At 72.9% G+C, this 15,427-nt stretch carries 11 protein-coding genes and 1 tRNA gene; 9 read left to right on the forward strand and 3 right to left on the reverse strand.

All coding sequences use genetic code 11. The features are described from left to right. Positions 1 to 745: 745 nt before the first annotated feature. From BLR33_RS06245 to BLR33_RS06265, 5 genes are all read left to right on the forward strand, one after another. Positions 746 to 2,968: an asparagine synthase-related protein gene (locus tag BLR33_RS06245; RefSeq protein WP_093783208.1), complete on the forward strand. Its 2,223-nt coding sequence runs from the start codon at positions 746 to 748 to the stop codon at positions 2,966 to 2,968. Between the two features lie 698 nt (positions 2,969 to 3,666). Next, complete coding sequence (locus BLR33_RS06250) at positions 3,667 to 4,902, forward strand: DNA polymerase III subunit delta' (RefSeq protein ID WP_093783209.1); 1,236 nt, start codon at positions 3,667 to 3,669, stop codon at positions 4,900 to 4,902. 694 nt (positions 4,903 to 5,596) lie between these two features. Next, positions 5,597 to 6,844 carry a superantigen-like protein SSL4 gene (locus tag BLR33_RS06255; RefSeq protein ID WP_143031641.1) on the forward strand — a complete coding sequence of 416 codons (1,248 nt, stop codon included), beginning with the start codon at positions 5,597 to 5,599 and terminating at the stop codon, positions 6,842 to 6,844. Between the two features lie 155 nt (positions 6,845 to 6,999). Continuing rightward, complete coding sequence (locus BLR33_RS06260; protein WP_093783211.1) at positions 7,000 to 8,568, forward strand: alpha/beta hydrolase; 1,569 nt, start codon at positions 7,000 to 7,002, stop codon at positions 8,566 to 8,568. Positions 8,569 to 8,825: 257 nt separating this feature from the next. Then, a tRNA-Thr gene (locus BLR33_RS06265) sits at positions 8,826 to 8,899 on the forward strand. A gap of 103 nt (positions 8,900 to 9,002) precedes the next feature. On the opposite strand, the gene BLR33_RS06270 is transcribed toward BLR33_RS06265, so the two are convergent. From BLR33_RS06270 to BLR33_RS06280, 3 genes are read right to left on the reverse strand one after another with little or no spacing between them, the layout of a single operon-like run. Continuing rightward, positions 9,003 to 9,944 (reverse strand): FAD-dependent oxidoreductase, encoded by a 942-nt coding sequence (locus tag BLR33_RS06270; RefSeq protein ID WP_093783212.1) that lies wholly within the window; start codon positions 9,942 to 9,944, stop codon positions 9,003 to 9,005. Positions 9,945 to 9,949: 5 nt separating this feature from the next. Continuing rightward, complete coding sequence (locus tag BLR33_RS06275) at positions 9,950 to 10,519, reverse strand: cysteine hydrolase family protein (RefSeq protein ID WP_093783213.1); 570 nt, start codon at positions 10,517 to 10,519, stop codon at positions 9,950 to 9,952. An 18-nt stretch (positions 10,520 to 10,537) separates the two neighbouring features. Beyond that, on the reverse strand, positions 10,538 to 11,677 hold the full coding sequence (locus BLR33_RS06280) for a helix-turn-helix domain-containing protein (protein WP_245771188.1): 1,140 nt from the start codon (positions 11,675 to 11,677) through the stop codon (positions 10,538 to 10,540). A 175-nt stretch (positions 11,678 to 11,852) separates the two neighbouring features. On the opposite strand from BLR33_RS06280, the gene BLR33_RS06285 reads away from it, so the two are divergent. From BLR33_RS06285 to BLR33_RS06300, 4 genes are read left to right on the forward strand one after another with little or no spacing between them, the layout of a single operon-like run. Continuing rightward, a complete protein-coding gene (locus BLR33_RS06285) occupies positions 11,853 to 12,320 on the forward strand; it encodes an NUDIX hydrolase (protein WP_093783214.1) in 468 nt (155 codons plus the stop codon). A 15-nt stretch (positions 12,321 to 12,335) separates the two neighbouring features. After that, positions 12,336 to 12,986, forward strand: coding sequence for a hypothetical protein (locus tag BLR33_RS06290; protein WP_245771189.1), 651 nt, complete (start codon positions 12,336 to 12,338; stop codon positions 12,984 to 12,986). Further along, a complete protein-coding gene (locus tag BLR33_RS06295; RefSeq protein ID WP_245771190.1) occupies positions 12,983 to 14,791 on the forward strand; it encodes a DUF4254 domain-containing protein in 1,809 nt (602 codons plus the stop codon). The genes BLR33_RS06290 and BLR33_RS06295 overlap by 4 nt, the downstream gene beginning before the upstream one ends. A gap of 46 nt (positions 14,792 to 14,837) precedes the next feature. Next, positions 14,838 to 15,410, forward strand: a complete 573-nt coding sequence (locus BLR33_RS06300; protein ID WP_093783216.1) for a phosphoribosyltransferase — start codon at positions 14,838 to 14,840, stop codon at positions 15,408 to 15,410. Positions 15,411 to 15,427: the final 17 nt, after the last annotated feature.

A 15,427-nucleotide genomic window follows, 5' to 3' on the forward strand; every position in this document is an offset into this window, starting at 1 on the left:
CATGGGCGCCATGGGTCGGCCCGCGGCCCCGGCAGGCGGCTATGACGGGGTGGGGCGGGCCACGGGGTTCCGCCGCCACCATCCCCGCGGACGGCGGACCGGCCCGGGCGGCGTCCGAACGCCTCCCGGGCCGTTGGCCCCCCGCGGCGTTCTGTAAAGCACGTTCCTGGACGTGTCGGGGGCGCGGTGGACGGTGCGTGACCGTATCCGATCACCGCGAACCGCTGTGATTCGCCCTGCATGGGCATATCAACTGCGGCATGTGCCGTCGAGAATTGGCGCGAACTCGCCTCGCGGCGCGCCAGGGGGTACGGCGCCGTTGCGGTTCGGGCGCGTTGTGGCTGCCGCCCGGGGTCGGTTGAGCGCGCCGTTCCTCCCCCAGAGCTTCGCCTGGGGGTACCCCTCAGCGCCCCTTTCGGGTTCTCGTTTGCCCAACGGGGGTTGAATACCGTCGTGAGGCCGGTGGTCTCTTCTCGGGCCGTCCCCCAGGGCTTCGCCTGGGAGGTACCCCCCCCGCGCCCCTTGGGGGTGGGCGTGGTGGTTCGGGTGGGGGCTCGTGGGGGGCAGTGGGGGGAGGTTTGTGCGCGACCCGGCGCTCCTTGGTGCACCCATGCGCCTCCTCACGCGCGTTCACGTGGCAGCATGGGTCTTCCGGACGTCCAGACGTGGTGGTCCGGCGGGTCAGGAGCGGGGGAGTGGCGCTCGCCGCGGCCGCGCCGGATGTCCACAGCCTGTGGAGGCGGCGATGCGGTGGTTGGTGGGGTGGAGCAGTGCCACCGCGGGTCCCGTACCGGGTGCGCGCTCCCGCGCTCTCCAGCCCGTCGGCGCCCAGTTGCTGTGGGGCGAGTCCGATCCGCTGTGGGCGGTGGGCGACTGGCGGCCCGACGAGGTGCGGGTGGTCCACGCCGATGCCGGTGCCAACGGCCGCGCCCCCGTGCATGGTTCGGAGGGCGCGCTGCTCGGCGGGGGCTCGTACGGTGCCGGCGGAGTGTTCAACGGCCAGGCGGGCAGGGCCGGTTCGGGCGCGTACGGCGGAGTGGCCCGGCTGGCGGTGCTCGGCCGGTGCGGGGCGAGCGACGCGGAGCTGCGGCGCGGCCTGGTCGCCGCCCGGGGCGGCGCCCTGCGGCATGTGACGGCCTGGCCCGGGAGTTACACCGCCGTCCTGCAACTCGGGCGCCGTATCACCGTGTTGGGCGACCTCGCCGGTGCCCGCCCGGTCTTCCACACCCGTTGGTCGGGCGGCACCGCGTACGCGACGGCCGCCCTCCCGCTCGCCGACCTGATCGAGGCCGGGCTCGACGTCACCCACCTCGCGGCCACCCTGGCCTGCCCCGACGCGCCCGAGGCCCTGCTCGACGGCACCCCGTACCTCGGGGTGCGCCGGGTGCCGCCCGGCCACGCGCTGATCCTTCGCGACGGCGTACCCGAAGTCACCGGATACGAGCCCACTGCGCCGCTCGCCGTCGGCCACCAGCCCACCAGCGCGGCCGACGCGCGGGCCGCCGTTCAAGGCATCCAGGACGCGCTGATCGAGGCGGTACGGGCCCGCCTGGCCCAGCCCCGTTTCGTCCCCGACGCCCTCGCCGAGGACGCGGCGCCCGCCCCCGGCATCGGCGCCGACCTCTCCGGCGGCAGCGCCTCCGCCACCCTCGCCCTGCTCGCCGCCGGACTGCCGGGGGCGCCGGGGATGCTGCCGGGCGCGCCCGGGACCCTGGCCGGCGAGCGGCTCCTCGCGGTGACCTTCAACGACCTCGTCGGCGCCCCCGAAGGCCCGGGCCGCGCCGAGGAGTTGGAGCGGGCCCGGGAGATGGCCGCCGACCCGCGGCTGCGGCACGTCGTCGTCCCCGGCGGCGCCGAGGCGCTGCCGTACGCGGACCTGCTCACCGGCGGCATGGGCATCCCGCTGACCGACGAGCCCGGCCCCTCCCTCGTCACCGCCGAGCGGCAGCGGCGCCGGCTCGCCGCGGGCGGCGCGGACCACCTCATCGGCCACGGCGCCCGCCAGGTGCTCGACGCCCACCCCGCCCGCCTCGCCGACCTGCTGATGGACCGCCGCCGCCGGCACCTGCTGCGGCCGGTGGCCGCGCTGACCCGGGCGGACGGCGGCAGCGCGCTGACCGGGCCGCTGACCGCCGTCACCGTGCCGGTCACCGTCTACCGCGCGGCCCGGCGGCTGGCCCGTACGCCCTACCGGCAGGGCGTGGAGGACGCGGCGGCCGCGCTGCTGCGGCGCGACTTCGGGCCCGGCTGGGCGAACGGCGCCGAGCCCGCGCCCGGCGGCGCCCTGTCGGCCTCGCTCGCCGCCATGGCGTGGGTGCGGCCGGGCCCCGCGGCGGGCTGGCTCACCGGGGAGGCGCTGGCCGAGGTGTCGGTACGGCTCCAGGACGCCGCCCGGCGCCCCTGGCCGCTGGAACGTCCCGGCGAGCGGCGGGCCCGCACCGCGCTCGCCCGGCACGCCGCCGACTACCGGGTCCTGGAGCAGGCCGCGGCCGTACCCAGCCAGCGCCTGCACGCGCCCTTCCTCGACAACCAGGTGGTCCGCGCCTGCCAGGCCCTGCCGGGCGCGCTGCGGGTACGGCCCAACGCGCGGGCCGACGTCCTGCGCGTCGTCCTGTCCGGCGCGGGCGTCCACGGGCTGCCGCCGGGCTGGGGCGCCTCCACCGGCAGCGCGGCCGCCGCATCCGCCGCCCGGATCGGCCTGCGCGCGGCGATCGATCCCGTCCTCGAACTCTTCGACGCGCCCCTGCTCGCCGACGCCGGCCTCATCGACGCCCGCGTCCTGCGCTCGGCGCTGCGCTCGGCCGCCACCGGCGACACCCCCGTCGGCCCCCTGGAGGGCCTCGGCGAGCTCATCGCCACGGAGATCTGGCTCCGCCGCCTCCTGGCCCGCCGCGGCTCCTGCTGGACGGGCACGGACGCGCCTGAGCAGCGCGCGGTCCCCCGTGGGGTCCAACGCCTCAGCTTGTAGGGCGGGGCCGTACGGAGGGCGGGGCGGCCTTTTGGGGAGGGCCGGGGCCCTTGTACGGAGGGTGCGACAGCTTCTTGGGGGCGGGGCTCCCCGTACGGAGGGTGCGGCGGCTTCTTGGGGGCGGGGGCCCTTGTACGGAGGGTGTGGCGGGGAAGTGGGCGGGGGCTCCCCGTACGGAGGGTGCGGCGGGGAAGTGGGGCGGGGTGCGGGTTCGGGCGGGCGTGCACGCGGGGGAGCGGAGTGCCGCGAATTTGTGCGCGCGGGGCTCGCCGTGGGTGGCGGGGTGCCGTGCCGCTCAGCTGCCTTCCGCTCTCGGTGGGCTGCGGGGTGCTGTGGATTGTGTGGGCGGGTTCGGTGTGGGCGGCAGGGTGCCCTGGATTGTGTGCGCGGGCGTTGCCGTGAGCGGCACGGGTGCCGTGATTTCTTTGCGCGCGGTTCGGCGTGGGCGATGGGGTGCCGTGCCGCTCAGCCGGCCCTCCGCTCGGGGGAAGCGGTGCGCCGCGTTGTTCGGTGGGGCGTTCGCACGGGGCGGGGGCGGTGCCCTGGAGCGTATGTGCGGGGGTGGGGGAGCCGCTGCGTGTCGGGGGGTGGGTGTATGCAGAAGGGGACCCTTCAGAATGGGGGCAGGCGGCAGGCCTCGACGGGGTCGGCACCGTGGGGACGTCGCCGAAGGAACCGGAGAGCGGGAGCGTGGGCGGATGAGCGTGTGGGACGACGTCGTGGGGCAGCCCCGCGTGGTCGCCGAGCTGGCCGCCGCCGCGCAGTCCGCCGACGCCCTCGTGGAGAGCGAGCACGCGGCCGCCGCCTCCGACGGCGAGCCCGCTTCCCCCGCCCCCGCTTCCCGTATGACGCACGCCTGGTTGTTCACCGGTCCCCCCGGCTCGGGCCGCTCCACCGCCGCCCGCGCCTTCGCGGCCGCTCTGCAGTGCACGAGCCCTGACCGCAAGCTCGGCGCCCCACCCGGCTGCGGTTTCTGCGACGGCTGCCACACCGCCCTCATCGGCACCCACGCCGACGTCGAGACCGTCCGTACCGATCTCCTCACCATCGGCGTCAAGGAGACCCGCGACCTCGTACGCCGCGCCGCCCTCTCCCCTGCGGGCGGCCGCTGGCAGGTGATCGTCCTCGAGGACGCCGACCGCCTCACCGAGGGCGCCGCGAACGTCCTGCTCAAGGCGATCGAGGAGCCCGCCCCTCGGACCGTCTGGCTGCTGTGCGCCCCCTCCGTCGAGGACGCCCTGCCGACCATCCGCTCCCGCTGCCGCCTCCTGACGCTGCGCACCCCTTCCCCCGAGGCCGTCGCCGACGTCCTCATGCGCCGCGACGGCATCGACCCCGACCTGGCCGCCCGCGTGGCCCGTGCCACCCAGGGACACATCGGCCGGGCCCGCCGCCTGGCCACCGACGAGTCCGCCCGCACCCGCCGGGCGAGCGTCCTGCGCCTGCCGCTGCGCGTCGCCGACGTCGGCGGCTGCCTGCGCGCCGCCCAGGAACTCGTCGACGCCGCCGCCGAGGACGCCAAGGCCGTCGCGGAGGAGATGGACGCCAAGGAGACCGAGGAACTGCGCGCCGCCCTCGGTGCCGCCGCCGGCACCGGCAGCCGTATGCCGCGCGGCACCGCCGGAGCGATGAAGGACCTCGCCGACCGGCAGAAGCGCCGCTCCACCCGCACCCAGCGCGACAGCCTCGACCTCGCCCTCACCGACCTCGCCGGTTTCTACCGCGACGTGCTCAGCCTCCAACTCGGCTCCCCCGCCGACCGCGTGGCCAACATCGAAGTTCTCGACGGCATCGAGCGCATCGCCGCCCAGTCCCGCCCCGAGCAGAGCCTGCGCCGCATCGACGCCGTCCTCGCCTGCCGCGACGCCCTGGACCGCAACGTCGCCCCCCTCCTGGCCGTGGAAGCCATGACCCTGGCCCTCCGCGCCGCCTGACCGCCCGACCCCCTGCGCGCCGGGGGTGCCCTCTCCGCGGGGGCGCGTGGCACCGGTAGCGCAAGGCCCACCCTCACACGCCGGCCCGCCGCAGGGCCATGCCTGGTGGTCGTCGCCGCACGTGCCCCGTCCGACCCCGTACGACGAGCCGCACCACTAGGCATCGGCCCACGCGCACGGCCGAGGCCTGCTGGTCGCGCACGCGGCCGCGTCCGGCCCCGTACCACGAGCCGCACCGTCACGCGTCGGCCCACAGCACGGCCGAGGACGAGTGCGGCCCGGGTATCTGGCCGTGCGCGGCTTTGGCTGGCCGTGCGCGTCGCCTGGCCGCGCGAGCCCCGAAGGGACGGCTCGACTTCACACCGGCCCAAGGACGGCTCGGCTTCACACCGGCCCAGGTACGGCGTGGCCACATGCGGCCGAGGCACAAGTCGGCCTCTCACGCCCGGCCACCGCAGCCGCGTCACCCACCTCGCCCTCCTTTCGTTCCCACCTCGCTCTCTCCTTCCTCATCGCCTCACCACGTCCCGCTTGCTGCCGCAGGCGTACGTCCCGGGTACTGCCTTCGGGTGATCCGGGGACAGCTGGGCACCGCGCTACCCCTGGTGGCGGGCCGGGCGTTGCAAGGTGCAGGCAGCGCCCCGTCCGTATGGTCTGTCCCGCGGGGCCGCAGCCGTCCCCGAAGGGCTCCGCCGTGGCCGACGCCGTACTGACCGTCCTGCTCCTCCTGGCCGTCGGTGCGACCGCGCTGCTGGCGCTGCGCGCCTTGCGGCACTGGCACCGGGAACGGACCGGGCGCGCGTACGAGCTTCCCGTGGACCGCCGCGGCGCCCTGCTGCGCGCGGGGTCCTCCGGCCTGGCCGCACTCGTTGCCGTCGCCTTGGCCGCACTCCTCGCCGTGGGGTCCAGCGGCGGCACCCCCCGTACCCGGCCGGTGGCCGAGCACGCGCCCGCCGTCGTACCCTCACCGCCGGCCCGTACCCCGCAGCCCGCACCTCCCGCTCCGGCCGTCCGTACCCTCGCGCACCCGGCCGGCGGCACCCTGCAGTTGCTCCGCGACGGCACCCGCGTCTGGCTGCCCCCGCACTACTCCTCTCCTCTCGGCGCGGGCCTCGCCTACCCGCTCGTCCTCGTCCACGCCGCCGCCGACGACCCGGACCTCTACCCCGCCTTCGCCGGCCAGGCCGCCCGCGGCCGCGCCGACTCCTTCCTCCTGGTCACCGTGCCGACCTGCGGCACCGACCCCGCCGCCGTACTTACGGAGGTCGCCGCCCGCTACCGCGTCCTGCCCGCCCGTACCGCCCACGGCCTGCTCGGCATTGCCGACCAGGCACCCTGCGCCGTACGCGAAGCACTGGCCGGCGCCACACGGTTCGCCGCCGCGGCCGGGGTCGCCGGAAGGTACCCCGACCTCGCGCCGCCGAGCGGCCGCTACCCCTCGCTGCTGCTCGCCGCCGGCTCCGGCGACGAGGCCGCGCGCACCTCCGCCGTACACCTGCGGGCCCATCTGCACCCGCGTGGCGACCAAGTTCGTGTCCTCGACGCGGTCGCCCGCCGGCGGGACCTGCTCGGAGCCGTCGCCGCCTACTTCACCGAGAAGCTGGACGGTCCGCGCCGTATCTCCACCGAACCGGGGCCCAACCCCGGCCGTACCTCAGCCGCGCCCGCGCCGAAGGCGACCGCCACGACCGCACCCGGCAGGACCCGTACCGAGGGGCCCACGCCGCCCCGTATCCCGGCCCGCGCCCCCGCTCGTACGCCCTCCGCACACCACGCCCGCTCCTCGACCTCACCGGTCCCGGCCGCGCCTCGCACCGCACCCGACAGGACGCCCGTCACCTCGTCCACCCGAACCACCCCGTCCCCGTCCACGCCGCACAGTCCTCATCCCGTGCGTCCCCAAGCCCAACATGCCCAACACCCCACCGCAGACCCGCGATGAGCCCGTCCACCCACTGTGTCCCCAGCTTCGCCCACCCCACACCCGAAAACCAGAGCGAAGCTCGCGAATCACTCAAAAGGTGACAGCCTCGCCCGTTGCCGCCGTCCAGCGCCGGATACGCTCGCTGTCATCCAACGGGAGGACCCAAGCCCCAGATGCCCGCCGCCACGCACACCAAGCGCCTGCTCCGCATCCCCGCCACCGTCGCCGTGACGGCCGGACTGCTGCTGACCGCCTGCTCGGGAGGGAGTGGCCACAAAGCCGCCGCGTCCTCCCCGGTCGTCTCCGGCCGTGCCGCCACCGCCGCGGCCGCGGCGGATCTCGCGCCGTACTACGACCAGAAACTCAGCTGGCGCAGCTGCAGTTCCACCGGCTTCGACTGCGCGACGATGAAGGTCCCGCTGGACTACGCGCACCCCGACCCCCACGACGACCTCCAGCTCGTCGTCGCCCGCAAGAAGGCGACCGGCAAGGGTGCGAAACTCGGCTCCTTGCTGGTCAACCCCGGCGGACCCGGCGGCTCCGCGATCGACTACCTCGGCTACGCGGCCCTCGGCTACCCCAGCGCCGTGACCTCGCGCTACGACATGGTGGCCGTCGATCCGCGCGGCGTCGCCCGCAGCGAGCCGGTGGAGTGCCTGACCGACAAGCAGATGGACACCTTCACCGCCGTCGACACCACGCCCGACAACGCCGCCGAGGTCTCCGCCCTCCAGGCCGCCGACCGCAACTTCGACGCCGCCTGCGAGCGCCGCTCCGGCAAGCTGCTCGCGCACGTCTCCACCGTCGACTCCGCCCGCGACATGGACGTCCTGCGCGCCCTGCTCGGCGACCGGAAGCTCAATTACGTCGGAAAGTCCTACGGCACGTTCCTCGGTGCCACCTATGCGGGCCTGTTCCCCAAGCGCGTCGGCCACCTGGTGCTCGATGGCGCCATGGACCCCTCCATCGGCGCCCTGGACAGCAGTCGCACCCAGGCGGGCGGCTTCGAGGTGGCGTTCGACGCCTTCGCCCGGGACTGCGTGCGGCGGGCGGACTGCCCCCTGGGCACCACCTCGGCAGCGGACGCGGGCCGCCACCTGGACGCGCTGTTCGCCTCCCTGGACGCGCACCCGCTCAAGACCGGCTCGCTGGCCCGCCCGCTCACCGAGGCGCTGGGCACCACGGGTGTGATCTCCGCGATGTACGACCAGTCCATGTGGCCCACCCTGCGTGACGCACTTACGGCTGCGAACAAAGGTGACGGAGCACCATTGCTCCAACTATCCGACAGTTATTACGAGCGGGACGACAAGGGCAAGTACAGCAACCTGATGTTCGCCAACTCCGCGGTGAACTGCCTCGACCTGCCGCCGGCCCTGAAGTCGCCGGCGGACGTCGAGAAGGCGCTGCCGTCGTTCGAGAAGGCGTCGCCGCACTTCGGCCGGACGCTGGCCTGGTCCTCGCTGGGCTGCGCGTACTGGCCCGTGCCGGCCACCGGCCACGCGGCGAAGATCACCGCGAAGGGCGCGGGCCCGATCCTGGTGGTGGGCACGACAAGGGACCCGGCGACGCCGTACGCGTGGGCCAAGTCGCTGGCCGCGCAGCTCACGTCGGGCCACCTCCTCACGTACGACGGCGACGGCCACACGGCGTACGGCCGCGGCTCGTCCTGCATCGACAACGCGGTGAACGCGTATCTGCTGAAGGGGACGGTGCCGCCGGCGGGCAAGACGTGCACGTGAGGTGCCCCGGGCTCCCGTAGCGGGGCGCGCGGGCGGTTGCCGGCGCCCCCGGCCGCGCCCTTGGCGCAACCCATACGGCGACCCTGCGGCCGGACTCCCCGGCGGCCCCGCTGCAGCCCCTGGTGGCAACCCTTGCGGCAGGACCGGGGCGGCCCCGCGGCGCCCCCGCCCTGGTCCTGACCACCCCGGGAAACCCTGTAGACTCTCCGTGCTGCGCCTGCGACCCTCATGCCGCGGACCCGCAGCACCCGCACCAAGCCGCCTTAGCTCAGTTGGCCAGAGCAACGCACTCGTAATGCGTAGGTCTCGGGTTCGAATCCCGAAGGCGGCTCCGCCCAAAGGCCAGGTCACATAGTCCGTGACCTGGCCTTTTGTATTTTGGGCATGGGTGCGTGACGCAGTCGATTCCCCGTGACGGCCACCGCCCTGCGCGGTCAGTACGCCGGACGACGTGATTCGGCAGACGGCAGGCTCTGCAGTGCGTAGTAGGCGCGGAGTGCGGCCTCGCCACCGGAGCCGGTGGCGGTCATGATGCGCTGGTAACGGGCGGAGCGCAGGTCTCCGGCGGTGATGATGCGGGGGTGCTGGCGGTCGGGTGGGCAGTAGCCGGTGCTGTCGCGGATGATCGTGCCTGTAGGGGGCGTGGGGGCGCTGCCCAGATTGAGGTACGCGGCGTCGGCGGTCCGGGTGCTGGAGTGTCCTTGCCGGTCTGTCCATTCGGCGGTGAGCGCTGAATCGCCGCCGGCACGTACCGAGAGGCTCGCCACAGGAAGCAGGGTGACGCGGGGGTCGTCGCGTACCTCGTCGACCTTGTAGTCGTCCTGGGGCGGGTACGCCACCAGCACCGTCGTTTCGAGTGCGGGATGGGCCCGCAGGAAGGTGCCCAGCGGGCGGTCGGCGCCCAGGATGAGGAGACAGCCGGGCCCGGTCTCGGGGGCCTTCGCGCCCCACAGGGTGGGCAGAGCCACCCCATCGGCAGCGGTCAGCCAGGAGGCGTCTTCCACAGCCAGCGGCCCTACGCCGGTGGCCACCACCGCATAGGGTGCGGTCAGCCGGGGACCGCTGTCGAGGGTGACGGTGACGTGGTCGTCGAAGGCGTTGATCTCGGTGGCGCGTACGCCGAGTTCGACGCTGCAGAGGCCGGTACGGGTGACGTCCTTGGCGATCGCGGCGGCGAGTTCGGGTCCACTGGCGTGGCCGCCGACGACATTGGTGATCGCCGCGATGTGCTGGAGCTTGGCGCAGAGAGCGTCCGCCTCGATCAGGACCGAGCGCATGCCGACGCTCGCGGCCATCAGCGCGGCGGCGCAGCCGGCCGGACCGCCGCCGACGATGATCAGATCGGTGCTGCCGTCGCGGGGTGCGTTCGCTGCCATGGCGTCTATTCCAGCACCGGTTCCTGGAGCCTGGGGGCCAGTTGCCGTAGGACGTCGTCGGTCGTGATGAGCTGTCGGCGGCCGATGAGGCGGCGTGCCACGAGGAGGCCCGCGTCGTGGACGGCGGGGCCTGCGTCGCTGGCGGAGGCGTCGGTGACGATCCAGGGGGCGTGGCCGCGTTCGAAGGCGTCGGCGGCGGATTTCAGGACGCAGCTCTCGGTGGCGATGCCGCAGAAGACCAGGTCCGTCCAGCCCGCTTCCCGGATCAGCTCGGTCGCCTCGTCCGTGAACAGCGAGTACCCGAACTTGTCGAGGACGCCGTGGGAGGCAGCGGCGTGCTCGGCCAGTGCCGGGACGATGTCGGTTTCGGGCGAGTTCTGGAGCCGGGTCCAGTCGAAGAACCGCTCGAAGGGGCTGTCGGGGTAGTTGTGGTAGCGGGTGAAGACGACCGGGCGGCCTGCGGCGGACCAGTGGACGACCAGGTCCGAGATCACGGGGATCGCGTGTCGGCTGTGGTGGTTGGTGAAGCCGTTCTGCACGTCGATGACGATCAGGGCCGCACGGTCGATGTCCATGTGCGGGGTCTCCTTTCGTCAGCTGACGCTGTCCCGGAGGGCGTCTTGTGCGGCGCGCAGCCGTTCCGCGAGTCCGCTCGTCTTCATGATGGCCTCTCGCATCAGGACATGCTGCGCTGTCTCCTGAGCGCGGGCCGTGGTGAGACGGGAGTAGGCGGCGCGCAGGAAGCGCCAGCCGAAGTCGTCGGGGGTGGAGGGGTCCTGGCCGTCTTCGACGAGTTTCTGGATCTGGCGGGAGAAGCACCACAGGGTCTGGACGGTGAGTTCGCAGGCGACGAGTTCGTCGACGGTGAGGCTGCGCTCGCCCGAGTGGGCGGCGTAGGCCACTCCGGACCAGCCGGCGTAGCCGGTGGAGACGCCGCGGACGCCGAAGGGGACGATGTCGGGGTGGTCGAAGCCCGTGGCCAGCAAGGTTTCCTCGACGGACTGTTGGAGCGGCGCGGGGCCGGTCGCCGCACCGCGGTCGACCAATACGGACGGGGTGGACAGCAGCCGCAGGGCGGTATCGAACTCGGCGCCGACGGCCCAGGGGCCGGACGTGACCCAGTAGAGCGACAGGGCGTATTCCGGATTGACCGGCGTGCCAGGGCCCAGATCCAGGAGGTTCCGCAGCCTGGCCCCTGCCCAGGGCAGGTCTGTCGCGTACGAGCGGTAGCGCCATACGGCCAATTCGGTGAGGGACTCGGGGACCTGGGGCTGCATGAGGTGGAAGACGGCGACCCCGCAGGCGTAGACGTGGACGGTGCACACCGTCTGCTCATCCGGGTGCTCCAGCCGTGCCGATGAGGACTCCAGCCAACCGCCGGCCGCTACGTCGCCCATCTCGGCCCGTAAACGTCGCGCTTGCTCGGCACCGATGAAGACCGGCAGGAACTTGTGCGAGTCGACGCGTATCCGGCTGCCACCCGGGGCAGCAGCCGTCGGCCGGCCCAGTGCCTCGGCGAACCGAACGCGTATCTCGTCGGTGGAGCGGGCCAGCGCGGTATCCAGGACCGCCTGTGAGTCGGGGCGGGGGCAGTAATCCTCGCCTCCCGCCTCCCACTTGGAGATGACGCGGACGCTGACGCCGAGGTGCGCGGCGAAGTCGCGGATGCTCATCCGCATCGCCGCGCGCAACAGCCTGGCCTCTCTGCCGGACCAGCTCTGCACTGTGACCACAACCGCCCTCTCCCCTCAGCAACCGAAAACACCCAGCGTAACCACTCGAGTTCGGCAGAGGTACAGCATTGGTGCGACATCCGTACGTCACGTACGGCCGCCGCGGTGCAGCATGCTGAGTCCCGGCCGGTTCCGGACGGTCACAAGAAAGCCCTGTACGCGAGGAGTTCTCGGCATGCCCCACATCGTCAAGCGCAACGCCCGCGCCATCCTGCTCGACGGCGACGACCTCGTACTCATCAAGCGCACCAAGCCCGGCCGCGACCCGTACTGGGTCACGGTCGGCGGCGGTGTCGAGGACGAGGACACCAGCATCGAAGCCGCCCTGCACCGCGAGGTGTTCGAGGAGCTGGGCGGCACCCTCGACCGCGCCGAGCTGGTCCACCTGATCACCGACGAGCTGGAGAACGGCATCGGCGTGCAGCACATCTTCGCCGCGCGCCTGGCGACCATGGACCTGTCCGTGAGGACGGGCACGGAGTTCGCCAAGCCGGAGCGTGGCGGGTACGAAATCGTCCGCATCCCCTTCACGGCTGAGGACATCCGCAAGCTCTACCTCATGCCGCCGGAACTGGCCGACTTCACCGCCGCCAACATCGACGCGATCATCTCGGTCCTCGACACGCCGATCCGCAAGGCGTGAGCGCGGATGGGTGGGATGCCTGACTTCATCAGCCTCAACGGCCCCGACAACGTCGGGAAGACGACACAGTTACGGCGGCTGGCCCGGCGCTGGGAGCGTTTCCAGATGCTGGGGGCAGTTCACGAGCACGACCCCGGTCCGTGGGAGAGGGCAGCCGCGGACGACTACGCGACCTGGTGGTTCGAGACCTCCACGACCGTGGAGCTGACGAGCATGCTGGCCGGCGGCCACGCCAAGCGCGCCGCCGCCCGCGAGCCCGAGCGCACAGGGCTGCTCGACCGCGGCCTGCCCATGCTGATCGCGGTGGCCGCCGCGACCAGCGTCGTCAAGGAAGGACTCTCAGCGCGCGAGGCCCTGTGGACGGTACGTGAAATCGCCGGGCCGATCTCGGCACTGCCGGAGACCTCGGTCCTGCTCATCCCGTCTCTGGACCCGGACCGCAGCTACGCGATCACCAGCGCCCGCGAAAGCCGCCCGTGGACGGGGATCTACCCCGCTTACCAGAAGGTGCTGCACGAGATCCTGCTCCGCCAGGCCGAGGAGGGTGCGTACGACCTGGTCGTGGACTGCGAACACCACAACCGTGCCGACGTGCACGAACGGATCGTCGAAGGGCTCGGAATCCCGCTACCGGCCGAGGATCTCGGAGAGGACGACGACCAATGACAAGCATCGCCGGAAACCCGCCTCCCCTGATTCTCCCGCCCGGCTTCTCGCGCGCAGCTGCGGGCCTCCCGGAGAAGGACCTGCGCCGTCTCGATGACGCGATCACCCGGCTGCACGCGGTCAACGCCCGCCTGTGGAAGACCGAGGACCAGGTCCGGGCCACGGGCTTGCCCGCAGAGCGGGTGGCGGACTGCAAACGGGAGATCGACCAGCTCAACGCCGAGCGCAATGCACTTGCCGAACGCGCCGACGAAGTCCTCGCGCCGCTGGCCGGGGCCGCTCACGCCGAGGCACCTCTGCACACCGAGACCCTCGCCTCCGTCCTCGACCGCCTGTCCGTACTGACCCTGCGGATCTGGCACAGCGCATGGGCATCGAACCGGGACGACCTGGCCAAGCGCCGCGTACCGGCCCTCCACAGGCAGCGGGACGAGTTGTGCGCGGCGCTCGATTCCCTCACCGCCGAGGTCATCGGCGGCACCCGCCGGCTGCCCCTTCCCGCCCGCTACAAGCTCTACGGTGTCGACGACGCGGCGGCCAGTGAGATCACCCCCAGTCCACGATTGGCTCGGGTCATCGCCTTCGGCGGGTTGAGCGAGTGCGGCAAGAGCACGAGCGCCGAGTTCGTCCAACGGGCCTGCGGAGCACAACGATTCAAGATCGGCTACCTGCTGCGGCAGGCCGCCGCACGCAACGGACTGGCCGACCCGTACGCGCTCTCACCCCGCCGCCAGGCGGAGCTGCTCCTGGACGAACTGAACCGCTTCGCGGACGCCCACGTGCACACCCGGCTGATCACCATCGAATCCGTCCACGACGAGGCGTCGATCCTCGAGCTGAAGCACCTCATGGGCGACCGGCTGCTGATCGTGTACTTGGACGCGCCCTTCGCGGTACGGGTGAACCGTTCGGGCATGGCCGCCCACGCCGTCGCGGCCAAGGACGAGATCAAAATGAGCCGGGGCGCACACCAAGTGGCAGCCCTCGCCGACCACCTGATCGACAACTCCGGCAGCATCATCGACCTGCGCGCCCACCTGCGCCGCATCGCCGCACCGCCCATCCCGGCCAAGCTCCGCACCACCACGCCGTACGGACTGGGTCTGCCCGGACCAGTGGCCGCCGCGACGTCCGACTTCGCCGACGGCCTGCGGTCATACGGCCAGGCGCTCCGGCTGGTCGCCCTCACCGGCAGCCCAGGGGAAGGCAACTGGATCGCCGGTTGGTCGGACCTCGACCTCCTGGTCGTCGCCGACCACTCCATCGCCGCCCAGGTCGGCAGCGCGCTGAACCACTACCAGCAGGCCCTGGGAGACGCGGCCTCCGTCGGCCTCACCCTGGCCACGCCCGACGAACTGCTTGCCCGGCGGCTCACCCCGCGGGTCGCCTTCGCCCTCCACCAGCTCCAGGCCGACCGCCCCGTGCTCTACGCGGACCCCCTTCTGGAGCTGCCGCACATCACCTCCGGCGAACTCGCCCTCGCCGCAGTTCACGAGCTGCCCCAGGTGATCCTCACCATGCGACGGCTGCGCGCCGAAGCCGGCCCGCATCACCTGCGGCAGCTGTACAAGCACCTGGTACTCGCCTGCCGCCTCCTGCTGCGCGAGCACGGGATCTGCAAGACGGGACCGGACCAGATCCTGGCCGCTGCCTCCCAGCTCCCCGGCCTGCCTGCCTTCCGGCTTCCGACGCTGGCCGACACCGCGGCAGCGTGGCGCGAAGGCGACCGCGAGCACACACTCGCCCTGCTCCTTCCGGCGGTTGACGCCCTTCTGGCCTGGTACGCGACCCAGCTCGCCGCCTGATTCGCCTCCTTCATTCATCGCCCGACCTCTCAACGGGAGCTTCGCCATGCCCGAAACCCTCGCCGTACCCCCGTTCTCCGCCCGAATCGTCGAACGCCTCGGCGTCGGCCCCGCCAGCCGACGCGAACGCGTCATCCACTCACTCGACGGGCTGGAGGACGCCGTCCACCCCGATGCGCTCACATCGGCCGGTGCCCAGCTCTGGCAGCGCGTCCTCGCCGAAGTCCCCGACGCCCTCTCCGTCGACTTTCTCCTCGGCCTGGACGCCGGAGGCATCCTGCCCACCGTCTCCCTCGCCTCGGCGGCCGGACTCCCGTACAAGATCGCCTGGAAGCTCCGCCTGCCGCTCGACGGCGCCGTCCGCTTCACCGAGCCGCACGCGATGCGGACCGACGTCTTCGCGTACGGGATCGCCCCCGGCCAGCGGATGGTCCTCGTGGACGACGAGATCACCACCGGCCGGACTCTTGCGGACCTGACGCGCCGCCTTCGCGAGGCCGGGGCGGCGCCCGTCGCGGCAGCCTGCTTGGTGGAGGACACCACCCAGGGCGCACACGCGCTCCTCGCCGACCTCGGCATTCCGCTGATCGCGCTGACAACGATCGGGGAGGAACGATGACAGCCACGGTATCGACC

Origin of the sequence: Actinacidiphila guanduensis (assembly GCF_900103985.1) — a bacterium.
Classification (GTDB): Bacteria; Actinomycetota; Actinomycetes; order Streptomycetales; family Streptomycetaceae; genus Actinacidiphila; species Actinacidiphila guanduensis.